Source organism: Phyllobacterium sp., from assembly GCF_037994425.1.
GTDB lineage: Bacteria > Pseudomonadota > Alphaproteobacteria > Rhizobiales > Rhizobiaceae > Phyllobacterium.
In genome coordinates, this window is record NZ_JBBNAM010000158.1 from 19,149 (window position 1) to 43,730 (window position 24,582).

General features: G+C 64.8%; 20 protein-coding genes. All 20 read right to left on the reverse strand.

Features of this window, described 5'->3' with window-relative positions:
- Positions 1 to 183: 183 nt before the first annotated feature.
- Entirely contained in the window at positions 184 to 489 is a 306-nt protein-coding gene (locus AAAB35_RS11775) for a hypothetical protein (RefSeq protein ID WP_106713774.1), read from the reverse strand.
- A gap of 287 nt (positions 490 to 776) precedes the next feature.
- Positions 777 to 1,289, reverse strand: a complete 513-nt coding sequence (locus AAAB35_RS11780) for a hypothetical protein (protein WP_340668471.1) — start codon at positions 1,287 to 1,289, stop codon at positions 777 to 779.
- A 20-nt stretch (positions 1,290 to 1,309) separates the two neighbouring features.
- On the reverse strand, positions 1,310 to 4,489 hold the full coding sequence (locus AAAB35_RS11785) for a DUF6519 domain-containing protein (protein WP_340668472.1): 3,180 nt from the start codon (positions 4,487 to 4,489) through the stop codon (positions 1,310 to 1,312).
- Positions 4,490 to 4,505: 16 nt separating this feature from the next.
- On the reverse strand, positions 4,506 to 6,623 hold the full coding sequence (locus tag AAAB35_RS11790; RefSeq protein ID WP_340668473.1) for a hypothetical protein: 2,118 nt from the start codon (positions 6,621 to 6,623) through the stop codon (positions 4,506 to 4,508).
- On the reverse strand, positions 6,620 to 9,250 hold the full coding sequence (locus tag AAAB35_RS11795; protein WP_340668475.1) for a baseplate J/gp47 family protein: 2,631 nt from the start codon (positions 9,248 to 9,250) through the stop codon (positions 6,620 to 6,622). Before AAAB35_RS11795 ends, AAAB35_RS11790 begins: the two co-directional genes overlap by 4 nt.
- Entirely contained in the window at positions 9,247 to 11,799 is a 2,553-nt protein-coding gene (locus tag AAAB35_RS11800; RefSeq protein WP_340668476.1) for a putative baseplate assembly protein, read from the reverse strand. Before AAAB35_RS11800 ends, AAAB35_RS11795 begins: the two co-directional genes overlap by 4 nt.
- Positions 11,796 to 12,164: a GPW/gp25 family protein gene (locus AAAB35_RS11805; protein ID WP_340668477.1), complete on the reverse strand. Its 369-nt coding sequence runs from the start codon at positions 12,162 to 12,164 to the stop codon at positions 11,796 to 11,798. The genes AAAB35_RS11800 and AAAB35_RS11805 overlap by 4 nt, the downstream gene beginning before the upstream one ends.
- Before the next feature lie 11 nt (positions 12,165 to 12,175).
- Positions 12,176 to 12,493 (reverse strand): hypothetical protein, encoded by a 318-nt coding sequence (locus AAAB35_RS11810; RefSeq protein ID WP_340668478.1) that lies wholly within the window; start codon positions 12,491 to 12,493, stop codon positions 12,176 to 12,178.
- 18 nt (positions 12,494 to 12,511) lie between these two features.
- Positions 12,512 to 13,027, reverse strand: coding sequence for a phage baseplate assembly protein V (locus AAAB35_RS11815; protein WP_340668479.1), 516 nt, complete (start codon positions 13,025 to 13,027; stop codon positions 12,512 to 12,514).
- Positions 13,024 to 14,151 carry a hypothetical protein gene (locus tag AAAB35_RS11820; RefSeq protein WP_340668480.1) on the reverse strand — a complete coding sequence of 376 codons (1,128 nt, stop codon included), beginning with the start codon at positions 14,149 to 14,151 and terminating at the stop codon, positions 13,024 to 13,026. The genes AAAB35_RS11815 and AAAB35_RS11820 overlap by 4 nt, the downstream gene beginning before the upstream one ends.
- An 11-nt stretch (positions 14,152 to 14,162) precedes the next feature.
- Positions 14,163 to 14,516 carry a Base plate wedge protein 53 gene (locus AAAB35_RS11825; RefSeq protein ID WP_340668481.1) on the reverse strand — a complete coding sequence of 118 codons (354 nt, stop codon included), beginning with the start codon at positions 14,514 to 14,516 and terminating at the stop codon, positions 14,163 to 14,165.
- Between the two features lie 12 nt (positions 14,517 to 14,528).
- Complete coding sequence (locus AAAB35_RS11830) at positions 14,529 to 15,188, reverse strand: hypothetical protein (protein ID WP_340668482.1); 660 nt, start codon at positions 15,186 to 15,188, stop codon at positions 14,529 to 14,531.
- Positions 15,185 to 16,666: a DUF4157 domain-containing protein gene (locus AAAB35_RS11835; RefSeq protein WP_340668483.1), complete on the reverse strand. Its 1,482-nt coding sequence runs from the start codon at positions 16,664 to 16,666 to the stop codon at positions 15,185 to 15,187. The genes AAAB35_RS11830 and AAAB35_RS11835 overlap by 4 nt, the downstream gene beginning before the upstream one ends.
- Positions 16,667 to 16,721: 55 nt before the next feature.
- On the reverse strand, positions 16,722 to 17,225 hold the full coding sequence (locus tag AAAB35_RS11840) for a hypothetical protein (RefSeq protein WP_340668484.1): 504 nt from the start codon (positions 17,223 to 17,225) through the stop codon (positions 16,722 to 16,724).
- Positions 17,225 to 19,699, reverse strand: coding sequence for a DUF4157 domain-containing protein (locus tag AAAB35_RS11845; RefSeq protein WP_340668485.1), 2,475 nt, complete (start codon positions 19,697 to 19,699; stop codon positions 17,225 to 17,227). The genes AAAB35_RS11840 and AAAB35_RS11845 overlap by 1 nt, the downstream gene beginning before the upstream one ends.
- The gene (locus tag AAAB35_RS11850; RefSeq protein ID WP_340668486.1) at positions 19,696 to 19,947 is read right to left on the reverse strand and encodes a hypothetical protein; all 252 of its coding nucleotides are present in this window, start codon (positions 19,945 to 19,947) and stop codon (positions 19,696 to 19,698) included. The genes AAAB35_RS11845 and AAAB35_RS11850 overlap by 4 nt, the downstream gene beginning before the upstream one ends.
- Complete coding sequence (locus AAAB35_RS11855) at positions 19,944 to 21,887, reverse strand: ATP-binding protein (RefSeq protein WP_340668487.1); 1,944 nt, start codon at positions 21,885 to 21,887, stop codon at positions 19,944 to 19,946. The genes AAAB35_RS11850 and AAAB35_RS11855 overlap by 4 nt, the downstream gene beginning before the upstream one ends.
- Positions 21,887 to 23,203, reverse strand: coding sequence for a Pvc16 family protein (locus AAAB35_RS11860; protein WP_340668488.1), 1,317 nt, complete (start codon positions 23,201 to 23,203; stop codon positions 21,887 to 21,889). Before AAAB35_RS11860 ends, AAAB35_RS11855 begins: the two co-directional genes overlap by 1 nt.
- Positions 23,200 to 23,877, reverse strand: coding sequence for a hypothetical protein (locus AAAB35_RS11865; protein WP_340668489.1), 678 nt, complete (start codon positions 23,875 to 23,877; stop codon positions 23,200 to 23,202). Before AAAB35_RS11865 ends, AAAB35_RS11860 begins: the two co-directional genes overlap by 4 nt.
- A complete protein-coding gene (locus AAAB35_RS11870) occupies positions 23,874 to 24,578 on the reverse strand; it encodes a hypothetical protein (protein WP_340668490.1) in 705 nt (234 codons plus the stop codon). The genes AAAB35_RS11865 and AAAB35_RS11870 overlap by 4 nt, the downstream gene beginning before the upstream one ends.
- Positions 24,579 to 24,582 lie beyond the last annotated feature (4 nt).

Here is a 24,582-nt window from a genome sequence, read left to right on the forward strand (position 1 = left end):
TCCGTTCGTCTCGTTATGAGGTTTGGCTAGCGCCAAGAGTAGCGGCGCAGGAGAAAAACAGTCGGACAAGGTCCTCTTTCCGGCTGAAGGTTTTTGGCAATCTTCAAAATTTGTCGCCCAAGCGGACCATTCCGCCGGGCTATTTCACGGCCGCATATCGAGACTTTGCAACGACGTGAGTTGTTAAATCCCTGAACCGTCGAGCTGCTCGGCGTCTTCGCCTTCCCAGGGTGAGGGCATAGAAGTGCGATTAAGATTGGCCGAGGGCATCGGCATCCAGCACTTCAATTCTGGCTCGGCATATTCGACGACCCGACCGGGTGAGGAATCAGAGGCGCGCCAGCCTTCGGCACCGAACTGGTCACCATTCGACCAATAGGCGAGATCAACTTCTGCCTGCCCCTGTTCGGACGGGCGAATCGTTACGAGGATTCGACTGCCGTCTTTCGGCGCGCTCGCCATGTGGCGCCAGCGGTCTGGCTCGTCCATCGTTTATCCTCTTGACTTGCTGCAGATTGCAAGTGTCGCCTCGCCATCGAAAACGGTCAACTCAAACTTTTTCACAACCCATCTTGCGAATTCCGCTGCATACCGCCGCCCGATAGCGAATGCCCCTGGTCGCCTGTGGCATGGCATGGCGTCCTTCAACCATGCGCCATGGCGGCCCGGCTGCTGGCCGCCGCGGCACGTCATCGCACTAAGGAGGTGATGCCGAATATCTTGACTACCGCTTCGCCACACAGACTTAGCAGCACCCAATCCGTGTTCCACCTCCGTCAACCCAGTAACTTGTCCAGCTTCTCAAGCGCCCCGCGGGCATCGGAGAGCAGTCCGTCAAACAAGCCTGCGGCCTGCTTGTCGGCGGCCTCGTTTTCCGAAAGCGCTTTCTTCGCCAGTTCCGCCTTTACGCCAAGGTCCTTATCGGCCTCCAATGCCCGTTTGAATGCGTCCGATTTGAGCGCCGCCGAAATCTCCGTGCGCTCGTCGGCCCGCGTCTTCATGCTGGCCAGTACGCCGTCACGGGTCTCGCGGGCCGCGCGCTCGAACTCCGCAGTTAGAATGCCAGCCGGATCGTCCTTCGCCGCGGTTGTCGGACCAATCCGTATGCCCGGACCAGCCGGAACGATGACGACGGTTCCGGCACTCAGCTTGCCGGTTCCGATGTTCGGGTTCAGCGCGCGGATGCTTTTGAGCGCCGCATCTGCCTGCGTTTTGCTCACGCGGGCGTCGATCAATTCCGCGCCGATGTCCTTCAGAGTTTGTCCCGATTTCACGACGAAGGTGCGCATTGTTTTTCTCCTTGCCAGGTTCAGAAGCGCAGGTTCAGGGGAACGAAGGGTTGAGGCACGTTGGTGATGACGCCGGTGGTCAGGTTTCCGAGCGCCGTCACGACTTTCGCATCTATGCGGATCGACACCTCACCACCTTCGACATGATTGCTGGTGACGGCGGCGGTCTGCGCACGCAGCAGCACCGCCTCCTTCTGGTTTCGCCGTGCCTCGACGCGGTTTTCACCGAATAGGCAATGCTCCGCGACAATATCGACCGCCGGCTGATGGCCGCGCGACACGAATGTGTTGCCAAGTGCCGAACCGCTGGCGCGGGTTCTTTGCGCTGCCGCCAGATCAGCGACGAACGCCTCTCCCGCCCCTCCAATCACGAATCCCCTACCGTTCTGCAGGTTGACGGTGGTGAACGAGCCGGCGCCGGCTGTGAAGTCGCCTGCGCCCTGCACCAGTAGGGCCGTCCACTCGCCGACGCCCTCCTGTGCGATGACCGTCGCATCGCGTTCGATGCGATTGTGCTGCGCCTCGAATTCAGCGAGCGGCGCGGACAGCACAATGCCGCCGGTGCGGCCCAGAGCGTCGCCCGTGGGACCGATGGCAATGGCTTCGTTATCGCGCACGCGCGCACGTTGGACGCCGATCGTGAACACCCCCGCACGGAAACTTGCAGTGGGGCTGTTGACGCCGATGGCGCGCAGCGTGTTGCCGGCGATGTTGGTCGAGACGGCGCGCGTTACAGTGATGCCGGTGAGCATCGGCAAGTCGTTGCCACGGCGTGCGTCGATGTCGCGCAAATGATTGTTCTCGATGGAGGCCGCGCCGCCGTCCGGGTGGCCGACGACTAGAATACCATTACCACACTGGGCGATGATGTTGAGCTTTATGATGAGATCGCGAACGGGGGCCGAGACCTGGATACCGGCCTGGCCATAGCCGTCGATCTGGTTGGCCAAGATCTGCGCCATATTCGTTCCCGTACGCACGAGGCCCGCGCGCACCTCAATGCCCACGGCCTGGTCGTCCGCGGCGGTATTGTGCAGCTTGTTGTCGCCGATCCACAGTCCTTCGCAAGACGAACGGATGGCGGCACCCGGGCAGTAGACGCAATTTCCGGCGATGGTCATGGACGAACCGGCCAGCGCCATGCCGAGCGTGCTGATGGCGGCGATGGACGAGGCGAAGGCGTGGTTGTCACGTATCTCCGTGCCAAAAATATGCAGCACACGCTCGTCCAGCGCCACAGACCGCTGGCTGCACAGGAATATGTTGTCGCGGATCGACAGGGCGGCGGCGAGCAGCAACGGCTCCGGTGCGCCTTCGTCGCGCGGCACGGTCGGATCGTTGGCAAGGATTCCGATCTCGGCAAAGACGATGCTGTCTTCGATGTCCGCTTCCAACACCGCACCTTCCAGCGCGATGGCCGAAGCACGGGCATCGCCGGTCACGTCGAGCACGGCGACCAACAGCTTTTGCAGCGACAGCCGCCCGGCAGACTGCACGGTAATAGCCGGCTGGTTGCCGACGGAAAGGATAGCCAGGTTTTCGATGCCGACCGCGATCGAATTCTGAATTTGGAAGGCGCCGGTCGAGGTGACGATAATGGTCGCTGGCCCCTGTCCCTTCACCAGAACCGAGCGGATACCGCTCATGCGCACCGGCTCGCGCAAGGGGAACTGGCCCGGCCCGACGCAGACCGTGCCGCCGGTCTGCGCGGCGAGGTTGACCCCGTCCTGGATGGTGAAGCTGCCATCGGCGTGCGAGGTTTGCGTCACGCAGGCCGTGCAACCGCAATCGTGACCCTCGCCGCCCTCCGGCGGCCAGTCGTGACGGCAATCGGTAACGGTGCCGGCGGCGATGTCCCAGATGCCGAGACGAGCGAAATGATGGTGAATGCCGCGCGGCGGCGCGCGGTTCAGTACCTCGACGGAAGCGTCGGCGGTGCGGGCGGCAAAAACCCAGTAGTCGCCGGGCTTGAAGCCGCGTTGGCCAGTGCTGGCGAAGCTCACCGTGACGCCGCTTTCCAGGAGCAGGGTGATGCTCGCGCCGGGCACGTCGATGACGCCGGTCGACCCGGCCGCGTCGAGATCCTGCACCTCTACCGTCGTGCCGTTGGGGCCGGTGCGGAAGATGCGCCGCGCCTGATCCCAACGCCGTACACGCAGGTTGCGCGCGTCCGGGAAAGCGCTGTCGGGAAAGGTTCCGGGCAGCATTGCGGCCGGCAGCGCCGGCGCAAATTGCAGGCGGCGCGTATCGGGGTTGACGGTGACCTTGCGCATCTCGCCGGTAAGTTGCGCCAACTCGCGGACGTCATCGATGATTTCGACCCAGTCGCCGGTCTTGATCGACAGGATGTCGTCGCGGCCAAGCGTTTCGACCTCGAGCTCAGCCGCCGATATGATGCTGGCGACGCGGCTGCCGACGCTTGCGTTCTCGCGCGACCATTTGAAGGTTGCACCCGCTCCGGGCTGGCCGCCATCGTGTATCTCGACGCGGTAAAGCTGGTTCTCCAATCCACGATAGCCGCCGGTCGGCGGCAGTTCGCACGGATCGTCAACCGGCGCGACCTCAAACGTGCCGGTGGTCAGCACGCCGGTCGAGGGCGCGATGATCTGGTCCCAGCCGGACACTTCGTCGTCCGGCGTCTGGCAAGTCGTTGCCCCGTCGAGATTGTCTGGCGCGACGCGCACTTGCCAGGCGGTCTGGATGCGCGAGGTGCTGTCGACACCGATCGCATTCTCCACCAGGTCGGGTCGCTCCAGATGCGTCACCTCCCGGTTCCACACGTCGAGATAGACGAGATGGCGGCCGGCGGTCGGCAAGGGGGGAGGATTGGGCAAATAGGGCTGCGCGACATAGGCCACGGGATCGGCGAATTGCGGCTCGGCCAGCAGCGGGTCGAAAATGGCCTCTGCGGGATCGGTCGACACCGCGCCATGATTCTCGGCCAATAGGCCGTCGGCATAGAGCCTGCCCTTGCCGATGTTCAGCGCCGCGCCGGATACGGAAATCTCGAAGGCGTCGGGTGTGGTGGATGAGACGGTGGCGCGTCCGAGCACATCGGAAGCCAGCGCGCGCAGGCGGCGGTCGAGGATCGCCGTCAGTTCGTTGGCGTCGGCATCCAGCATCACCGCTCCTTGCTTCAGTTCTACGCCGGCAAAGTCGAGCAACGGATTGAGCCGGACCCTCGAAAAATCGTTTGCCATGATGAAACTCCTCGGTTCAGCTCGAATAGAAGAAGCCGGCCCTGAGGCCGAAACGGAGATATTCCTCCAACCGGATGCGCAGGTTGGTTTCGCGCTGTGGCTGGAAAAGATCATGCAGGACGCCCATCTCGCCGCCGTCTTCGGCGCCGGTACGGACCGACAGATCGGTGGCGCGGCGCAACTGGCCGTAGGCGGCTTCGCCGTAGCGCAGCGATGTGAAATGCGGCAGCGCGTCGGGATGGTCCTCGTCTGGCACGCAGCGGTAGCGGCGCGGGGTGATCGAACCCGCCGGCACATAGCTGAAGCGCATGCGGCCCTCCTGCCGCCGGTCTGCGATCAGCGGCGCGCGAAAGGTCTCGCCGGGCGCCTCGCCCAGCCGGGCGAAGAAGATCGTGTTCGAGGCAAGGTCGATTTGGCGCGCGTGGAGCTTGCCGACGAACGTGCATTCCTCGGCCGTGAGTGTCGCGCCGGGTTCGTCTTCGGTCAGCCCGCAAAAGGCAATCGCGTCCGGCGCGCCGGCGTCCACGATACAATCCTTCAAGGCGCCCTCGGCGTCATCGACGATGCGGATCGGCCCGGTAATGCAGCGCTGCAGCGAAACTTTCGCAAAGGGATGCTCGACGATGAGGCTCGGCGCTCCGGGCGACGCAGCCGTGCCGTCCGGATTGAGGCTGAGGCCAGGCACGAGCGTGCAATCGCGCAACACGAGTTCGAGCGGTTCGCTGCCCGAAAGCGCCGGCACGCGCAGTGCGCCGCCGGACACGACCAGCCCGTCCAGCACCAGGCGGCCGCGTTCGCCGATGTCAAGCGTGATGTCGCCGCCGGCGGCGATCAGGGGCCGCGCGCCGTTGGCGACCGCGACAACCACCTCGTGGCCGGGAATTTCCTCGTCGGTTTCGCCGGTAACGTGGAAAGTCGGGGTTTCGGCATAGGTCAGGCTGTCCTGAACCAGCAGGCGGCCTCCCTCGGCAATCGCGTCCAGATCAGCTTGCAGCGTCGCGCCGCTGTTTGCAGTGCGTTGCATCGCCAGGCTTTTCCCCTCGGGGCTGCGTTCATATTCGCCGCCGCCGATGGCGCGCGCCTGGCCATAGTGGAATGTGGCGAGCGGCGGACCATCCGAGGCCTCGCCGAGGAGTACGCGGCCACGCTCGGGATCGACGCCTATCTGTCCGGGCTCTACCGCGGCTTCGTGATTCCAGCCGACGAAGCCCCCGCCGCCATCGAACATATCGCGCAGGTCGCAAATGACGATGTTTTCCACCGAGACAGGATCGGGCTGGTTCTGGCGGAAGAAGGCGAAGCTCTCGGCGGCTCCATAGTCATCGTCGAGGATGTCGTCCGGTGAGGGAACGGTGCTCGCCTGAGCGGCCTTCACCGTCAGTGCCGACAGCCTGACCGTAAGCGGCTCCGGCACGTTGACGGGATCGGCCAGGTGGCTGATGTCGGTCTCCGTGCGAGGGCGCCGGAAGAGCTGAATGTCGGCTCCGAGCGGACTGAAGCGGAAGCGGCGGCCCGCCGCATCGGACGGGTCCGGCGTCAGCCGAACGCGGCTCAGCCGTAGCGGCATCAGGCGCCACAGGAAAATGCCGATATTGGGAATGTTGAATTTGCCCGAGCCAGCCTCCGGCGCGCGCATCTCGGCCGTATGGGCGAAGCAGTCGAACGCGCTGCCGACCCGCAATGTCGCGCCGAGATCCCGCAGGTTGGCGGTCGGCCGCGCGTGCAGGCGCGGATGTTTCATATACTGGGTCGTCGCCAGCAGTTCGAAGAACTCCACCGCTCGTGCGGGCCAGCCGGTTACATCACCAGCCAGTTGCTCCAGCATCAGCGCCGTACCTTTGCGGCGGCGATAGCGGATCGTGTTGGCGACCTCGGCGCGAGGCGAGGCTACGTTCGGCGCGACGCCATGCAGCGGGCGATAGCCGATCAGGACGCCGATGTAAGGAGCCACCCAATTGGCGCAGGTCTCGATGAACTGGTCGTCGTAGAGCTGCTCGACATTCTCCTCCAGTGCCGCGAATTCGCGCGCGAACGCGCCGATCAGCGCGCGCAGCGGTTCGCCTTCAGCATCATCGCGCAGCCGGTAGATCGCCGGCAGGAGCGTGTAGAGGCGTTCAGGCGTCAGCGATGTCATGGCATCTTCTCCAAAAGGTCCAGCGGCCCGGCAGCGAGCGTCAGCAGTTCGGACGGCTTGGCGATGCCATTCTCGACCCGCATGCGCGAGGCGAGTAGCCGCACCTGCTGCGAGACGATTGTTTGCTCGACTGGACGCGTGCCGCCGTAGAGCTGTGTCAGGTCCACTGCGACGACTCCGGCGACGGATTGCGCAGTTGCGATCACATCGGATTGTTGGACCGGCTGGCCAAGCTCGCGCGCGTCGAAGGAGTAGCGGTTGCGCAGGGCCTGCTCGACTGCGACCAGCACCGTCACGGCTTCATAGGCAGGATCGCACTTGACCCGGATGCCGAGCCTGAAAGTGCTGGCTTGATAGGCCAGCAACGTCACCTGCACGTGCGGATCGCCGCCTGCCTTGAGCGCGGCGAGCAAGTTTTGCCAGGCGGGGCTTAAAGGGGTGAGCGCCGCGCCATCGGGCGCGGCGAGCGTGACGGCGATGGTGCGGCCTTGCCGCACGTTGAGCACAGCGGCCTGCGCCTTGGCGATGCCGGAAAAGGCGCGTGCGAAATCCTCGTAGTCGAGCACGGAGACGGCGCGCCCGAGCGTGCGGGTGGTCAACGGAATGGTGCGCCGCGCGGCGGTTTCATCCTCAGGGTCGGTTCCGCCTTCGGCCGCCAGCGGATTGGCGGCACCCTTGAGGCCGAGGGGCCGGCTGAGCAGTTGCGTCAGGCTTTCAGCCGCGACGTTGCCCTCGCTGCCCAGCCCCTTGCGGTATGTCGCGCGCACATTGTTAACGCCGCTCGGCAGCCGCGCTCCGCTGACGCCGTCGCCGAAGCCGACGAAAAGTCTATCCTTCTCGTCCAGCGAGAGCGCATAGATTTTGTCCAACAGACCGGCGCCGTAGTGGGTGCGCCGTTCGTTCCATTTCACATCGGCGACGCGCACGGTAAGTTCGGCGGCCGCACCCGTTTCGCTCGCCGTAGCGCGGTAGGTCAATGGCAATTGCTTCAGCTCGAATCGCTGGAAGCTCTGGCTGGCGTCACCCGAACCAAGAACTTGCGTCACCGTTTCGCCATGCGAGGCCTGCGCCACGTTGCCGTATACGATGATGCTGTCGCGGCGCAACGCAGCCGGCAATTGCGGTGTGATCTCCAGTTCGCAACGCGTGGCGTCGATCGGGTGCGCAGCGACCAGTGTTGCCTGCAGCGTCACCGCGCTGCCGTCGGAGGTGCGCTGGCCCTTGACGATCAGCTTGCGCCCGGCAGCCAGCCCATCGGCTGCGACGTTGAGCGGAATGCGGTTGCCGGAGACGGCATTCGTGACTGGACGCTGGGTTAGCGGCAGAAGCTCGGACTTGGCGAAGATGGACGTCTCGCGGACCGCGTTGAAAAACTTGTCGAAAAGGTTCTCGCCTTCGAGATAGAGGCGCGTGACCTTGGCGGACATGGCGAAATCGACACGCGACAGTTCCGCCGTACTGGCGACGCGATAGAGTTCGACATAGGTCCCGGACGGGTAGCTTTCGTCGGGCCGATTGAAATTGCCCTTGGCGAGGACGGCGAAGCTGCGTTCGGAAAGGACACCCGGCTTGTCGGCGATGATGTCGGCATAGGTGGCGTCGAGATCGACCGAACCGCCGTTCACATCGTCGGCATTGTGCTCGCCATTGATGTGGAAATGGGGCCAGTAATTGCCCGCGCCCTCGATGAACTTCGGATCGGGCGCATTGTGGCCGAAGACAGAAGCGCGCTTGCGCAAGGCGAAGACGTATGGCCGGCTCGACGGTACGCTTGGCGGATCGAAGGCGCCCAAACCGCGCGACCAGGTGATCCGCGTGCGCTCGTTTGCAGCGTCAGGCTCGATGCCCGTCAGGATTCGGAAATCCCAGCGGTCGCTGCCGCTGAAGCCGAAGAATTCCTGCCCGACCAGCAGCACAGGATCGCCGGCCTTGAGGTTGGGGGCCACGCCGGCAATCCAGGCCTCGGTCTCGCCGCGCGCCGGGATGTGCTCCTCGCCCATCCACGGCTGAATGGCATTCCAGGTCGGACGGGCCTCGGCAAGCTCCTCGACCGTCTCAAATGTCTGCGGCTTTTCACCGGGTCCGGGAATACTCTGAACCTTCAGGCCGACCGGCAGGCTGATGCTGGCGGGCACGCCGGTAACGAAGCTGCCCGGATCGTTGCTGAGGCCCGGGGGCGGCGCGGGCGGCATCTCCAGCGCGAAGGCCAGCCAGGTTTCGGCGGCGACGCCTGGACGCAGCCGATAGCCGACCAGCTTGCCCATTTCCTGTAACGAGACGCGTTCGGTCGCTGTCTCAAGCCAGGATTCGTTGGCGATCCTCTCCTGATAGAACGTCAGCACGTCGGCTGCGCAGGCGAAAGCGTCGATCAGGCCGATGGTGAAATCGTCGTCGTCGCGGGTATGAAGCGCGCGTAGCGGCTGGAACACAGAGGACGATAGCGCAGCGTGGAGGCTCGCGCGGAATGAACCGTATTCGCCGACGCGATAGGCAATCTCGGACAGGCCGCCGCGATTGACGATCTCGATCGGCGTCGCGGCCTCGACTCCTTCGCAGCAGCCGCAGCAATCGCTGCCCGGGGCTGGCGGGGGCACATGCGGCTTCAGATCAGGGACTGGCGCACTCATTTGCCGCCTCCTGCCTCGACCGTCAGGCGGCCGCGCTCGCGGAAATTGGGATTGTTGGCAAGCTGGGCGATTTCCAGCCCGCCAATCGGAATGACGCCTTCGTCCAACGAGAGCAGACCGGGGTCCACCATACGCTGAAAGCGGTCCACCCGCACCGAATCCACGCCTTCGACCGACTGCGCTGCAGCGATCAGCGCACTCAGATAGACCGGTTCGCCGAAGCTGAACCTGTCGGGGTGGAAAAGGCCGAGTTCGCCGTTGGGCAGCACGCTGCTGGACAGCACGATCTCGACGGCGCGTCGAACATCGGCGCGGAAATAGTCGGGCTTGACGCAAATGTGCACCTCGACGTCCAGCGGCACGTAGCGCGGCGCATTGATGTCGAGGTCGTAGCCTGCCATTCGGAAGCGTTCGAGATGGCGGCGCAGCCGCACCCTATACGCGTCGTCGATATCGACCCCGCCGACGCGGTCCGGCGTGACGAAGACGGTGTGCCAGCTGCCTGTCCAGCGGAAGCTGGCAGCAGCGCGCTGTACGTCTGGCCTGCGTTCGGCGGCGGCGGCGTAATCGGGGGCGGTGACGGCGCGTTCCTGCGTGCGCAAGGCTTCCGGCGCATCGCGCCTCACCACCTCGATGTCCTCCGGCTCGATGCCGCCGGCGGCGGGCATCGGGTTGCGCACAGAGGTAACGAAGCCGGCGGCAGCGCTGGCGACGTGAGCGATGGCTTCCGAGCCGACATTCCCTGCCGCGCCGTTGCCGACGCGGTAGGTGATCGCAAAGCTCGTGCCGGGATCGGGGCGCTTGCCGCGCTCATCGTTGCCGAAGCGCAGGCGGGCGCGGCCGCCGTCCTCGATCTCGGCGGCAAGGTCGGTCGAGCCGCTCTGGCTGGCCAGCAGATCGCGCTGGACAAACCAGTCGTCCTCGACTGCGCCGAGTTTGCCTTTGAGCCGCGCGATGCGCGGGGTCGCGGTGCGGGGATCGATGGCGAGGAGCGAGCTTGCCGGCCAGAATGACGATTCCGGTTCGATCGGGACGGCAAGCAACTCGGCCACATCGAAGCCATGAGCAAGCGGCGCGCTGGCGAGCGCCGGACGGAAGCGTGGCGGCACCATATGCGGCTCGGTTTCGTCGCAGGAACAGGCATGCGCCTCGGCCGAAACCAGCACCATGGTCTCAGCCGGAACCGCGCCCAGCTCTTCGTCAGCGATCGTGCGCCCATGATCAGCGATGACGATGTTGCCGCGCGCCACGCTGACTTCGAGACCGGGACGCTCCACCACCGACAGGCACAGCGCGAACGGCAGGGCATCGGCGGCGTCCCAGGCGATTTCGGTCACGGGAACCGCTTCCTCGACTGCGGGGTCTGCAAAAAGGCCGCCGGCAGGGTCCGCCGCAGCGACCAAGCTGGTCAGCCTTACCGCCCAGCGATGCGTCCGGTCCGCGTCCTCTTCAGTGAAAGTCATCGGGCTGACGATCTCCTCGAAGACGAGGATGTCACCGACATGCAGGATCTCGCTCAGATCGCTGCGCAATGTGGCGGACGTCGCGCCCCGCGGCAGGCAACAGCCGCTGTCGCCCCAGGTGTAGAACGAGAGTTGCTCAAGGTCTTCGTCCAGCGTCGCGTCATGCGCCGTCTCGAAGACAAGCGCGCCAGCCAAGAGCGCCTCGCGGTATTTTGGACCGTCAGGCACCACGATCGTGGCCGCATCGGGGATTCGCGTCAGAAGTTGCGCACCACTCGGCAGCGCCCGCTGATGCCCCTCGACATTGATCTGCACGAAGGCGCGGGCGTTACAGCCCTCATGCATGGAATAATCCACGAGGCGCGCGTGACGGCGAACGGAAATGCGCTGCCGGGCCGTGGCCAGATAGGCCTCGTTGGCGATCGCGTCCTGCCGGTAGGAGAGGTTGTCGGCTGCATAGGCCAAGAGCTCGACCAGCACGACACCGAGGTCTGCGGCGGAGCGTTCGTTCCAGCCGGGCGTGGAGAGGCTCAGCCTGTCCAGCATCAGCCGGCGGAAACCCTGGTAATCCTTGGCCAGATAGTCGATCTGCGGCTTCATGCGGATTTCCGGCGCGCATGTACTCGTGTCAGCACAGTCGAAATCGGCAGGGCACTCGACCTTGAAGGAGAACTGGATCGAGGCAAGGCGCGGATCGAAATCGGGATGCGGCAGGTCGCTCCCGGCGGCGCTGACGATGCTCAGAGTGTATTGCGAGAAATCGCCAGAACTGTCGGTGCGCACGACCAGTGTCAGTGACGGTTCGCTGACGGTGTCCACCAGACCGGGTTCAGCCTCGGCGGGCAGGCCGTTGGCGGGCGCGCACCAGACGATGCCGACGGCCGGGATGCGCTCGCCGCCCTTGATCTTCAGATTGTCGAGGTCGAGCGTGAATCCCGGCCTCAGCAGGCGGACGAAAAGCGTCTGCTGTTTTGGCAGGCCGGGCGGCGCGGCGCGGTCCAGCACCTCGATGAAGTCGATGCCGTTGGCCGTGCCGAGATTGCGGATGACGTCCAGCCGGCGCTGATCGCAGCAATGATATTTCATCGGCTGCCTCCGGGTGCCGTGAAGCTTGCCTGATGCAGCGAACGATCGAGCAGCACGATGTAGGAAACGTCGACGCGCAGCGTCGAGTCGTCGTTGACGACATCGACCGCCTGCACGGCGATGAGGTGCGACAGGTGGAGTTGCAACGAGCTTTGCACAAGCATCTGCGTGGCGGCGGCCAGCGTGTCGCTGTTCGGCTCGAAGACGAGAGCCAGGAGCCCGGCTCCGAAATCCGGCCGCATGACGCGCTCGCCCGGCGCGGTGAAAAGCACCTGCTCGATCAGGTCACGAATATGGTCGTCGCGCTCTGTGACGGCGGTGCGGCCAAGCCCGGAGAAATGATAGGGATAGTCGAGTGTCTGCATACCAATCCTCCTTAAGTCGCCAGCACGCGTGTCTGCGCAACGACCGGCATCATTGGCGCGCCTGTCGGGATGCAGGTTGACGCGCCGGCCATGGTGGCGACCGGCACGCCGCCAGCCATCACCCGCACCGCGCCGACCAACCATTGTCCGGTCACGCAGGGCGGCGAGGGCACCGAAGCGAGCGTGCATCCTGCGATCGCGTAGGGCGAGGCGATGGTGACCGCCGGCTGCCCTGACAGGAACACGCGCGGGAATGGCGACAATGGCGTCGCCTGGCCGGCATGGCTGCACAGGACCGTCGCGCCGAGATGCAGGATGGGGACTGGCATGGCTGGTTCCTTTCCTCCCTATACGACGGTCAGCGCGCCGATATTCACGTCGACGGTCGGGCCGGTCATGTTGATGATCGCGCCCTTGCCGTTGGAGATGATGATGCCGATGTCGCTAACCGAGATCATCGCCCCGGTCGTTGTCTGGATCATGATGCCGCCGGTTGGGCCGGGTACGTCGGAGACGACGATGCCATTCTTCAGGGTCGTCTGAATGGTGATGCCGGAAAGACCGGGGGCGACCGTTCGCGCCATGACCGGCACTTCAGCGGCACTGCCCCAATAGCCGCCGACCCAGATCGGGTAATCCGGGTCGCCGCGTTCGAACTCGATCCACACGCCCGAGCCGATCATCGGCACGGTGAAGACGCCTGTGTTGATGCCCGCCATCGGCAGGCAGGGCATGGCCCAGGTGCTTGGCACGAAACCGGTCACGTCCGGCACCATCGCCTGGATGCGCCCGATCTGCATCGGATCGACGTTGTTGATCACGACGCCACGATATTTGCCGAAGAGCGGTGTCGTTCCTGTCATGTCGGCACCGTTGGGAAAGTGGAGATGAGGGCATTGCGTGCAAGCGAGAAGCTCTGCTTGTAGGAGCCACGCTCGATCTCGTGCGTGACGCTTTGGACATAGTAGAGCCCGTTGAAAGGCAGCCCCGCTCCGCGCACGCCGACGAGCTGGCGCGATTTCAGGAGCCGGCCATATTTGGCGACATCGAGCTTGCCGTTGCCGAATACTGAGTCGCTGTTCTTGCCGGCATAGGCAAGGCCCGCCATCAGCGCGTCGGGCGCGGACATATGCGCGGTGTCCTTCAGCTTGACGATATTGGGCGGCAGCGGCGGAACGACACCCAGCGGCGGGTTCAGCGGCGTAATGTCGGGTATCAGCACTGGGATCGGCGCCTTGCTGACCGCCTCCTGAAAGAAGACGATCGGCATCTTCTTCTTCTCTTTGTCGAAGTTGAAGGACAACTGCTCGACATTGGTCTGCGCGTCCATGTTGGCGGTGAGCGCCGGCTGCGGCGCGCCGACCCGGATTTCCGGCCCCCAATAGGCCTTGGATGTGCCGGGCGAAGGACCCGGCTCGAGGTAAAACACGTAGCCGGCGCGCTCCGCCAATTCCTTCAGGTACGCATAGTCGCTGCCGCGCTGCGCCGGTATCTGCTGCATGGGCAGCGGCGGGATGTCGGCGAGGCTCGGGATCACCATCGGGATGACGCCGAGCACGGCGTATTTCGCCAGTATCAACAGCACCCGGGCCGAGGGCGGCATGGCTGGAAACGGCAGGCCGGGTATTTCGATGATGTCCATCAGCGCCGAAAGATCCTTGCCCTTGACGACCAGACGCGAGACGCCGCCGTCTCCGGGCTGCGTCTCGACATTGGTGACCACGCCGTCGATGATCGATTGGGCGATGCCGTTCATGGTCACGACAAGAACGATGCGCATCACAGGCAAGGCACTGGCACCGCCCGTCAGCAGGAACAAGGTTCGCAAGGGCGAGCGCGCGGGCAACTCGAACACCAACTCGAAGCCGCTCTGCGTACCGCCCGAGCCGTCCATCACCGTGACCGAAATCAGCGCGTCCGTGACCTCGCGCGGCGGGGCTACCGGTACCGGGCCGATGCGAAGCGAGAGCTTTACGCCGGAGAGCATCGGGGCGCTCCTCAGCTTCCGGCCGGGTTAGGAATGGCGACCTGCTCGCCGACCTCGTCGGTCAGGTCGAGCGGATCGGTCACGGCATTGGCATCCGCAAGACGCCAGTAAAGCTCTGCATTGCCGAAGACCTGCGCCGCCAGAAGATCGGGCCGATCGCCGCTGCGCACGGTGTGTTCCAAGAGGACAGTCGTCTCGCGGCGCTGGGGAATGAAGCGGCGGCGCACATAGGGGATGCCGCCATCATCGGGCTTATGGTGATAGACAGCGAGCGGCACGCCCGCATAACGGCTGTCCTGGCCAAACGGTTCGGATGGAATGGCTCCAGCGTCAATGAGGGCCTGGATCGGATCGGTGGTCGTCATCGTAATCCACTCCTATGGCAGGTTGGCGAGGCCGAGCGCAGTCAGCGATGCGCGGCCGGCCGATTTCGCCAGCGCCTCGCGGCTGCGCAGGTAGCTCAGGAACATCGTGCCGCCGCGATGCGTGAAGCCGAGATCGTCGGTGCTCATCACACGCAGCCCGAGGCTTACCGTGGCCCGGATCGGATTGAGCGCCGGGTCGAAGGCCTCCTCAGTGATCGATATGTCGCTGACGCGCACAGGTGCGACCCGGTTCCTGCCCCAGATGAACAGTACGAGCGGCGCTTCGGGCGGCAGAATCTCCAGCGTGCCGCCCGCCGCCTGCGCGGCGACGTTGAGCAACTCATCGACGCTGGGATTGACCAGCGCCTCCAGAACGGCGAGTTGCGGTGCTACGCCCGCGACTGTCGCGACCGGGTTCTCATTCGGGAATTCGAGCTGGTCCGTCGCGTCGATCTCGGCTTCGAGCTTGATCGTCTCGACAGCCGGCCCCTTCAGTCGGAAAGGCTGCGCACGTTCGCCGCCGCCATCCCCGCCCACGCCCTGGACCGAATAGCTGAGCTGCAACTGGTCGGAATTGTACTGCAGGGCGATGATGTTGCGCACCGCGCCGCCACCCGGCGCCATGACGATCAGCCCGCCCTTGATCAGCTTTGGTGAGGAGGTCAGGCTCATTTGTATTTTCCATCCTTGAACCAGTTGAACAGGTCGGCGGATTTCTCCTTCAACGCGGCCGGATTCGTGCGGAACAGCGAATAGGCTTCGGCGTAGAATTCCTCGGGTTCCGAGGGCCAGTTGTCTGCAGCGTATTTGGTGATCGGATCGATCTGCTTCTCGGTCACGAAGTCCACGAACCGTTGGACTGGCAAGGTTTCGCCGCTTGCCGCCTTCGTCTTGTCAGCCGCCTCTTTGGCCGTGTCTTTAGCCTTTTCCGCAGTATCCATGTTGGTGCGTGCGGTCTTGTCGGACGCTTCGGCCTTCCTGTGTGCTTCCTTCAGCGGGGCGAGCTTCTTGGACAGTTCGGCATGCTCCTTCATGAGGTCCTTGATTTGCGCGTCGATAGCGCTCTTTTCGTCCTTCGTCTTCGCGGCAGCTTTTTGCTTGATCAGGCCGTTGACCTGGTTCGCAATCGCATCAGCATCCGCGGCAACAGGGTTCATAGCATCGGCAGCCGAGGTCAACGTGGTGTCGGTCGCCGCCTGTTCTTCGACCCGCTTGTTGAACTTTGCGGTTGTCTTGAGCTGATCGCGAACGGCGTCGCGCCGGGCCTTGCTCGCCACGGCGTGACCCGCTTCGTGCAGCACGGTTTCCTCCGTCTGCGCCGCATTGCTGAAGGCCGAGTCGGCGAGCTGGAGTTCGGTTTCTTCAGTAAATTCGGTAGCGCCGGTGTCGAGTTCCTGCCGAAACACGAATTTGCCGTCGAGCGATTCTTCCTTCTTCTCCTGCGGTGCCTCTTCGTCTTGCGGGGTGCTGGTGGGCTTATCCTTGGTCAGCTTCTTCTCGCGGGCCAAGGTCACGCCCTTCAGAGCCTTGACATCGCCGGCTGGCAGCTTCGCCAGCGCGTCGTCGACCGTGTTGAGTTCGGCGACGCTCCAGTCGGATGCACCGTTCCTGATGCCGGCAACGCCATACTTCGCCTTCAGCGCCTTCTCGGCATCCTCCACGGTCTTGTAGTCAGCGGGCTGAGGCTTGTCGCCCGGCTTCAGCTGCACTCCGGGCACACCCGCCCGCTGTTGTAGGACATGAGCGGCCTCGTGGGCCAGCAGTTGCATTCCATCATCCTCGCGCGGACGATAGCGCCCGGCCCCGAACACGATCGCCTCGCCGTCGGTATAGGCCTGCGCGTCGAGCCGCTTTGCGGCTTCGGCCGCCCGGTCGTCTGCATGAATGCGAACGGTCGAGAAATCCGCCCCGAAACCGGTTTCGAGCCGCGTGCGCGTCGTCGGGTCGAGCGGCTGTCCGATACCTGTTTCAACGCCGGCCGCGATTTGACCTGTGCGACGATGGCCCGGAGCGCCCACCGAAGTTGCAAGGTCGCCGCGCACGACCTGATCGGCGGCGCGGTCGGCTTGGCGCTCATGGGCGTCTGCACCGGCGAACGGTCGGACAACGCCGCACGCTAACTCCGACGGCGAGCGGGACAACGAGTTCATCGCTTCCCCCTTTCGCCGCCGGGGCGCGCCATTGCCTTTGAAGGGGGCCGACACCTCATCGCGCGGCTCCATCGATTGGGTGGGGAATAAGGGGCGTCAGGCGCTGGCCGCGCAACCTGCGTGTTGCGAGATAGTCCTGTGCGGACATCGGAGAAAAGCCGAAACAGGTAACCACGTTCGCGTCGTCGGTGACGATCAGCGAAAGCCCGCGCGCCGCAGTCAGCATCTCTCCGCCTTTCAGCGTGGCCGCGCCCCATTCGACATCCATCCTGAAAATCCCGGCAGGATCGAAGCTCGGCATCGGCACGGGAGTGGAGAGCAGGTCGCATTCGGCAAGGAGGATCGTCTCGCCGGAATGCCAGAGCGTCAGCGGCGCCTCTTCGGCGCTCGAGCGGGTGCAGGACACGGACTTGCTGCCAAGCCGCGCCGAAGCATCGAGCATCGACACGCCGCCGAATGCCTTCGCTATGGCGCTCAGCGAGCAGTCCGGCGGCAATCCGCGCCAGTTGGTCAAGCGGCCATCCAGCAACTCCCGCAGTTGTGTGGCGCAACTAGTCATCAGGCGCCTCCGATCAGGTCGATCCGACCCTGGAAATATGCCGCGTAGAGATTGCGTATGCCGACGACCGAGGTGAGCTTCACCGCCTTGTCGAAGTTCGCGTAGCGGCGCGCGGGCATCTTGGGCAGGAGATCGATGTCGAACGGCGCGCCAGTCGCCACTGCGTCGGGTTCGACGATCGCGCGCACCGCGGGCGTGCTGGCGTGCTGCACGGCGCTCGACCATGCGATTTCGGTCAAAAGGGAATCGACGCCCTCGATGAGCGTGTTGCCCTGGGTGCTGTGTTCGCCGCCGAGCTTTTCGGCGTAATCGTGGTACTTTTTGGCCGCAAGCTTGTGCAGGTACTCGTGCATCAGCACCAGATACATGTCCCACAGGAACACCCTGTCCTGGGTCGCGTTGGGGTTCTTGAAGAGCTGGATGAAGATATCGCCGGACTGCTCGAACGCATCCCAGCCGCGTCCGATCTCGAACAGGCGCGTCTTTTCGGAAGTGACGAAGGGATCCCCCGCCTTGCGGATGGCCTTGGCCTCGTCGTTCAGCGGCGCGGAGTCGTCGCCGAAGGCGGGCGTGGCGTCATGAGCGGTGTTGATCTCCGCCATATCCACGGCATTGGGATCGTCATGGTCGTTCTGGATCAGATAAAAGAGCCAGAACTTCGCACTCTGCTTCTCATAGCCAGAGCTTGCCTTGCGGCGATCCTCCTCGACCTGCCATGCGTCTCGAAGGTTGCCCTTCTTCGTAAGCTTGCCGGCGACATTGCGCTTGTCGCCCTGGAAAGCGGTGAACTTGCCCTTGTCGTAGAAACTGCCGAAGACCTGGTCCACCTCGTCTTTGGCCTGGTTGGCGATCTTCTGCATGTCCTTCATCGACCGTGACTTCTTCGGGTCGCTGTGATCCGCGGCGGTGCGGTTCTTCGCCTGCTGGTCCCATAGTTTCGTGATCAGCCCGGGAATGCGCTTGCGCACCTTGTCCTCGTATGTGTCGGTTTCTCCCGACAGCGGTCCGGGCTTGAAGGCGGGTGGCGGAGGGGGAGGTGCACCCGTCGCTTCTGCTTGGATGGCTGCGGCGGTCTGCGGCGCGATGGCGTCCTTGGCCGCCTGCTTGGTTTTCGCGTCGAGTGGCGTGGTCAGCTTCTGGAAGTCTTTCTTCTTAGCCGGGGATGCCATGGCGACATCGCGAAACACCGCTTCCAGCGTGAGGTCAAGCAGAAGCACCTCGCCTTGAAAGAGCAGCTTTTGCCGGCCGAGCGCGTCCTTTTTCTGTTGGGTCGCGGCCGCCTCGATCTCGTTGTCTATCGCTGTGGCCTGCGCATCCTTTTTGGCGCGATCCGCTGCCAGGTCCTGGCCCGCGATAGCCTGATCGTCCGTGGAGAACAGCGCCAGCTGCGCCTCCAGCTTGCCCGCTTCCTCGCGCACGAAAGTGTCGATGAGGCCTTCGCGTGCGTCGGGCTGGCGGTCGCGCACCAGCAGCGAGAGCCGAGCGATCCATTCGTCGATCACCGTGCGCAGCGCCACATGGGAGTAGGTTGCGCCTATCTTGCTTTCGGGTTGCTGGGTGAAACCCGTCGCCTTGCCAGCGAGCGCCGCCTTGCGGCCGCCTTTGAAGCGCCGGTCGTAGAAGTCGCGCAGGACGTCCTCCTCGTCGCCCTGGAAGTCGCTGTCGAGGTCATCGGGGTCGAGTTGCCCCGCCGAGAACATGGCCTCGATGTCGGGCCAGGCGCTCTTCTCGAGCAAGTTCAAAATTGCGCGTTCGTCGTCGTTGCCGGTGAAGCCGGACTGCATCTCCTTGATGAGCAGGACCTTGATGTCCGGTTCGAGTGAAAAGGCGTCGCCTCCCGCCAGCCATTTGCGCACGACGCCGCGTGCCTTGTCGTCGCTGTCGCTGTTGTCCTCGATCTTGCCGGTGTCCCGCAGCTTCTCTAGGTAGGTCGTCAAGGTGGCGTCAGCAAAATTGCCCGAATCGAAATCGTTGAGATCGACTGTTGTCTTGCGCCAGATGATGCGCTCGGCGCGGTCGGACACATGCGCCAGTTCATGCGCCAAGAGGCTCATCCCTCTGGGTGTTTCGGGGGCAAACGCGCCGCGGCCCAAAACGATGTGATTGCCGCTTGCATAGGCAAGCGCGCCAATATCGGCGGCGGATCGCTGGGCCTCGCGGTCCCGATGAATGCGAACATTGGAGAAGTCGCGTCCGAAGCGTGGTTCGGCAAACGCCCGCGCGCCGCCGTCGAGGGGTTCTCCGGGTCCATCCAGAACATCGTCGACCGTTTGTGGCGCGGCGACTCCGGCCACTGCGCCAGCCGATGCTAAGGAGGCGGTCACACCAACCCGGTTCGGATCGAACCGCGAGACGACGCTCGACGCAAGCCGGTCGGCGAGGCGCTCGTTCGGATGGCTAGACGGTGCTACGATCCTTCTCGCGGCTTTGGGGGCCGCCGCACGTTGAGCGCGCGGAGCAATGGTCCTCGTCATCGGCGCGGCCCCGCTTTCGGTCCGCCCGGAACCTGCCCTAGCGATTGACGAACGTGCGAGGCAACTTCGCCGGCGATTATCCCGCCGACGGGGTGTCCTGGCATCGGTCGGCCCGTTCCGGCAAGTGCGGCCTCGATCGCGGCCTGAATATCCGACGAAACGCCCGATGCGGATAGTCCGGCATGTGCATTGGACTCGATGCGAAGACGCCCGATCCTGACGAAAACCTGCCGGGGGGCGCCGTTCATGCCGTCCTCCCCCGGTCGCCGCCCATGCTGCGCTCCAGCTTGGCGAATTCCTCATGCGCGGCGGCCATCAGCAGCGCCTGGTCGATGGCACGCCCTGCATCAGCCGCCTTGAAGGCGGCGCTGACGGCAATGCTGCGAATGTTGCCGCCGCAGATATTGAGCCTGGCGAGCGCCTTGAAGTCGATCTTGCCGAGCGGCGCGGCCGGTGGGAACTGCCGTCGCCAGATCTGTTCGCGCGCCGCGGCGTACGGTACGGGGAAGTTCACCACGAAGCGGATGCGGCGCAGGAAGGCGCGGTCGAGCGCGCTTTTCATGTTGGTGGTCAGCACCGCGAGGCCGCGATAGGCCTCGACCCGCTGCAGAAGATAGGCGACCTCGATATTGGCGTAGCGGTCGTGACTGTCCTTGACTTCGCTGCGCTTGCCGAAAAGTGCATCGGCCTCGTCGAAGAGCAGGACCGCGCCGCTGGAATCGGCAACGTCGAACAACCGTTTCAGGTTCTTCTCGGTCTCGCCGATATATTTGCTGACCAGCGTGGCCAGGTCGACCCGGTAGAGGTCGAGCCCGGCCTCGTTGGCGATGGCTTCGGCGGCAAGCGTTTTTCCTGTGCCTGACTCACCGGCAAACAGCGCGACAAGTCCTTGTCCAAGCTGGTATTTCTCGCCGAAACGCCAGTCCCGATAGACGCGCTCGCGGTGCCGCAACTGCCGGGCGATGTTGCGCAACATGGCCGTCTGGCCGCTCGGGAGCACGATGTCGTCGAACGAGGCGCGGGTTAAAATGCGCTGGGCGAGGCCGTCGAGACCGCCTCGGGCGGCTGCGCGGGCGGCCGGCCAGACAGCATCGGCGCGGGCCGAAGGTTCGGCTGCGCCAACAGCCTCGACCACGCTGTCGATGGCGCTCCGGCCAAGCCTGAAATGCTGCGCGGCGCGTTCCAGCTCGGCCTCGGTGGCCGCGTCACGCCCGCAGGTGTCGCAACAACGCGCCAAAAGGGCGGCCCGCGTTGAGGTGGCGCCTGTGGCGGGAAGCTCGAAGCGAAGCACGACGCGGCCGCCGGCCAGCGCGTCAAGTTCGGGCGCGTTTTCGCCCAGCCATATCGTGCCGGCGGTCATGCGTGAGGCAAGCGCCTTTGCGCTGCGTGCGGATGCGTCCGTGACGTTGAGGATCGGGACCGCCTTGCCGAGCACGACTTCGCGGTCGAGATGGCGAGCCAGAACGGTGATCATTTCTGGATCGCCCGGCAGGTCGCCGGCGTCGATCCAGAGCGTTCCCATGCCGTACGTGGTGACCGCGGCCAGAACCTGGTCGCGCCGTTCTGCGTCGGCACCGCCGTCAAGCACGATTATGGCCCGCTTAGCGATGGCCGTCGCGATCCGCCGGGCCAGCGGCAGATTGCCGGGCTCGGTGTGACCGTCGCCGTGGTGTGTCACCAGCCCGGCCAGGATGACGTCAGACGCGGGAATTCCGGCGACGAAATGCAGCACGCGTTCATCAAGACGCAGCGGCGCCAGCATCAGCACGCTCGCCAGTTCAGGCGCGACCATGTGCCAATGGCGCAGCGGAGCCTGGGGTGACAGCGCATCCCAGTGCGGCGAAACGAGCAGCGCCAGTGCCGAACCGAAAGTCGCCCGCGCTGCCGCATCGCCGGTGAAGCGGGCGAAGGTTTCGCGAAGTCGCTGGTCGAGTTCTAGGCCAGCCATAAGAAGCAAAAGCTCGCGCTCGAACGGCGAGAGGCCGAACGCAGCCGCAAGGCCAGTCAGGGCAGGCAAGAAGCCATTCGCAGCGGTCGCAACGATGCAATCCGTCGGATGTTCCGCCCGGCCGTTGCCGGCCTCGATGCGCTCCCGCAGCCTGGCAATCGCCGCGATCAGCCATTCGCGATTCAGTTCATCCCAGGCGCGCGCGGGTGGCTCGGTCCGGATGTGTTCGGATGCGTCCATCACGGCACCTCGAGGACCTGATCTGATGCAAAAATCGGCCGATCGCCGGTGCGGTCGATGAGGATGCTGTCGGCCCCGTCGACGCGCAGGCGCGCGGGTTGTTCCCCATCGGGGAGCGCCGGATCGAAGCTGAAAACCAGCGGATCGGAAGCATTGGAACGCGGCGCGGCCACGGCTTCGGTTGTCCCGATGATGAGCACGGCCTTCTGCTGCGTGCGCACCTGCGGCGAGGCTTCGAGTTCGACGGTGACGACGTTGGCGGTGCGCTGTAGATCGGCTCCCGCGAAATCTGCCGCCGGCGCGAGGATCAGCGGGATCGAGTTGGTTTCGCGGGGGCCGGGCTCGCCGTTGACCAACAGTCGCAGTCCGACCGATAATTGCCCCGCCGCAAGCGCTTGGCGCGCAGCCGGGTTGTCGGGCAAGGTGAAGATCATCGACTGGCCGTTGGCCGACACCGAATCCGGCGGCAGTTCGAACGGCTCCTCGTTCAGGCGATGGCGCAGGAGGACGGAATGACCGGAACCCGCCAGCCGTGCACCAGTCACGGTCACCGGCTCGCCGAGACGCGCGCCTGTCTGGCTGAATTGCGGCTCGGCTTCGAACAGGGTCGGCACGGCCGGCAAGAGGTCCGGATTGACGAACACGCCGTGCTCGCGATGGGTGACGGGATCGCGTGGCCCGCGCGACAGAACCGGCAGCGGCGAGACACCGGACCGTGTTCCCTCGATCAATATGACGGAGGCCTGATAGGTGGCCGAAGGGCGATAGTGGGACTGGATGGCCGACCATAGCTTCGACATCTCGTCGCTGCTCATCACGGCGGGCGTAATCTTGATCTGCTCCACCTGATCGGCGAGGTCCGACGCGGCAAGTGCTTGAACGGCGGGCGGCAGCATTGTGACGTCGAGTGGACTCGGGTCGAGCGCGCGGCGGATCGCCTCGCGGTCCAGCACTGGGCGCTCGTGCAGAAGGTGCATGGCATAGCCCAGCAGGATCTCTGCCTGGAAATCGGTGCGCCCGTAAGCCGTGAGCACATAGTGCAGGTCAAGCGCGAGCGGCGCGTTTGTCAGCCGTTCGCCGGTGACGGAGCTGCGCGACGGCAGCGCAGCATTGCGCCAGCCCTGGTTGGGCGTCACCTGATAGAGGAAGAGGTTGAGGCGCGGCGGCGCCTCGGCGTCGTCCAGGTCGATCGTGTCGGGCGCGATGGCACTCACGTCCACGGTCACCCCTATCGAGTTGCCGGCTTCGATCAATCCGTCGTCGAGCAGATTGCGCAGGACCGCAGAGACTGCGCCGATGGCGAGCGGCGAACTCAAGACCGCGCTCCGAGATAGTCGGCGAGCGACACGGAGGGCTGAGGCTTGGCACGGCGGGGCGTTTGCGATTGCGGCGTCTCACGCGGCGCACGCACCTCTATGCGGTCAATCGTGACGTTGACGACAGGCCGTGCCTCGCGCTCGACCACGGCGCGGTTCGCCAATGCCGCCTCAGTGAGTGGCGCCGCCTGCCGGGGAGAAGGATCGTTACGAATATGCCTGACGATCGTTTCGCTGCGGACGGGAGGGCTCGGCTGAGCCGGCGCCGCCGTTTCGGTCGCGGAGCGAACTGCCTGTGTGTGTTCAATGGCACGTAACGCAGATGGTCGAGTGTCGGGTAGCACACGCTCGAAGGATCGCGGAAGTTCGGTTTGTCGCGCCATCGGCAACGACGTCTGAGACGCCGACTTTTCGCGGGGTGGGCTAGCCCGGACCGGAACCGTTTCCACAATCGGCGTGGCCGCCATCTCGCGTCGAACCTCAGCCTGTCTTGACGGCTCCACCGACAGCGACGGGCTTACCGGTCTCGAGGGCGCTGTCTCGACCTGTTCAAGGCCGGAAACGATGTCGGTATGGTCGCTGCCCGAAAAGCGTGGCGGCAATGAGAGCCGCGCGGCCCCGGCAGGCGGCTGCCCGAGTGCGAGGCCGGCGAGGTTGGCCAGGAACCTGCTCATTGCGCCTCCGCCAGTTGCAGGTAAGCGGCTCGGCGTGTCGGCGACAGCGCCAGCACCTGCTCTTCCGTCCAGCCATAGGCCCGCGCCAGAGCGTCGACTTCGAGCAGGAGCCGTTCGGCCGCGCCTCGCACCTCGCGCCATACGGCGTCGGCGACGTCGACAAGCGCCGGCCAGGCATGCGCGCAATCGGGGCACGTCAGGTTGAACTGGAGGGTCGCGGCGGGGTCGAGCGCCTCGAGACGGTCGCCCAGGTCATAAATGGCATCGTCATCGTAATCTGCCAGACCGGCTCCTTCAATGCAGAGCGCCACCAGGGCGCGCGCAACCTTGAGGGGATGGGCGGCCTTGGCTGCAATATGCAGGTCGTCCACAGTCGGGGCACGGGCGATGATCGTCAGACCGCGCCAGTCGAACTCTTGGCGCTCATCCGGATCGGCGCTCGCCAGCTTTGCCGCCAGCTCGGCGCTGTCCACCCGGAACTCGGCCTCCGCGCCGCATTGTGGGCAGGTGCTGCGCATCGGCCAGGCTCCGTGAAAATGGGCGTTGCGCAGGCCAAGGAGCGCGACGTTGCGCGCTCCAAGGCCACGCGGCGGCGTTCCGGACACTGCCAGCAGCGCTTCCTCGCGCCGCCAGCGGTCCAGCCCGACGCCTTGTTCCCAAAGGTCGAGGACTTCGCTTTCGCTCTGGTTCTCCAGCTGCATGGTT

Excerpts from the sequence above, each read along its gene's own strand:
- AAAB35_RS11775 (WP_106713774.1), bottom strand. The coding sequence starts at position 489 with ATGGACGAGCCAGACCGCTGGCGCCACATGGCGAGCGCGCCGAAAGAC.
- AAAB35_RS11780 (WP_340668471.1), bottom strand. The coding sequence starts at position 1,289 with ATGCGCACCTTCGTCGTGAAATCGGGACAAACTCTGAAGGACATCGGC.
- AAAB35_RS11785 (WP_340668472.1), bottom strand. The coding sequence starts at position 4,489 with ATGGCAAACGATTTTTCGAGGGTCCGGCTCAATCCGTTGCTCGACTTT.
- AAAB35_RS11790 (WP_340668473.1), bottom strand. The coding sequence starts at position 6,623 with ATGACATCGCTGACGCCTGAACGCCTCTACACGCTCCTGCCGGCGATC.
- AAAB35_RS11795 (WP_340668475.1), bottom strand. The coding sequence starts at position 9,250 with ATGAGTGCGCCAGTCCCTGATCTGAAGCCGCATGTGCCCCCGCCAGCC.
- AAAB35_RS11800 (WP_340668476.1), bottom strand. The coding sequence starts at position 11,799 with ATGAAATATCATTGCTGCGATCAGCGCCGGCTGGACGTCATCCGCAAT.
- AAAB35_RS11805 (WP_340668477.1), bottom strand. The coding sequence starts at position 12,164 with ATGCAGACACTCGACTATCCCTATCATTTCTCCGGGCTTGGCCGCACC.
- AAAB35_RS11810 (WP_340668478.1), bottom strand. The coding sequence starts at position 12,493 with ATGCCAGTCCCCATCCTGCATCTCGGCGCGACGGTCCTGTGCAGCCAT.
- AAAB35_RS11815 (WP_340668479.1), bottom strand. The coding sequence starts at position 13,027 with ATGACAGGAACGACACCGCTCTTCGGCAAATATCGTGGCGTCGTGATC.
- AAAB35_RS11820 (WP_340668480.1), bottom strand. The coding sequence starts at position 14,151 with ATGCTCTCCGGCGTAAAGCTCTCGCTTCGCATCGGCCCGGTACCGGTA.
- AAAB35_RS11825 (WP_340668481.1), bottom strand. The coding sequence starts at position 14,516 with ATGACGACCACCGATCCGATCCAGGCCCTCATTGACGCTGGAGCCATT.
- AAAB35_RS11830 (WP_340668482.1), bottom strand. The coding sequence starts at position 15,188 with ATGAGCCTGACCTCCTCACCAAAGCTGATCAAGGGCGGGCTGATCGTC.
- AAAB35_RS11835 (WP_340668483.1), bottom strand. The coding sequence starts at position 16,666 with ATGAACTCGTTGTCCCGCTCGCCGTCGGAGTTAGCGTGCGGCGTTGTC.
- AAAB35_RS11840 (WP_340668484.1), bottom strand. The coding sequence starts at position 17,225 with ATGACTAGTTGCGCCACACAACTGCGGGAGTTGCTGGATGGCCGCTTG.
- AAAB35_RS11845 (WP_340668485.1), bottom strand. The coding sequence starts at position 19,699 with ATGACGAGGACCATTGCTCCGCGCGCTCAACGTGCGGCGGCCCCCAAA.
- AAAB35_RS11850 (WP_340668486.1), bottom strand. The coding sequence starts at position 19,947 with ATGAACGGCGCCCCCCGGCAGGTTTTCGTCAGGATCGGGCGTCTTCGC.
- AAAB35_RS11855 (WP_340668487.1), bottom strand. The coding sequence starts at position 21,887 with ATGGACGCATCCGAACACATCCGGACCGAGCCACCCGCGCGCGCCTGG.
- AAAB35_RS11865 (WP_340668489.1), bottom strand. The coding sequence starts at position 23,877 with ATGAGCAGGTTCCTGGCCAACCTCGCCGGCCTCGCACTCGGGCAGCCG.
- AAAB35_RS11870 (WP_340668490.1), bottom strand. The coding sequence starts at position 24,578 with ATGCAGCTGGAGAACCAGAGCGAAAGCGAAGTCCTCGACCTTTGGGAA.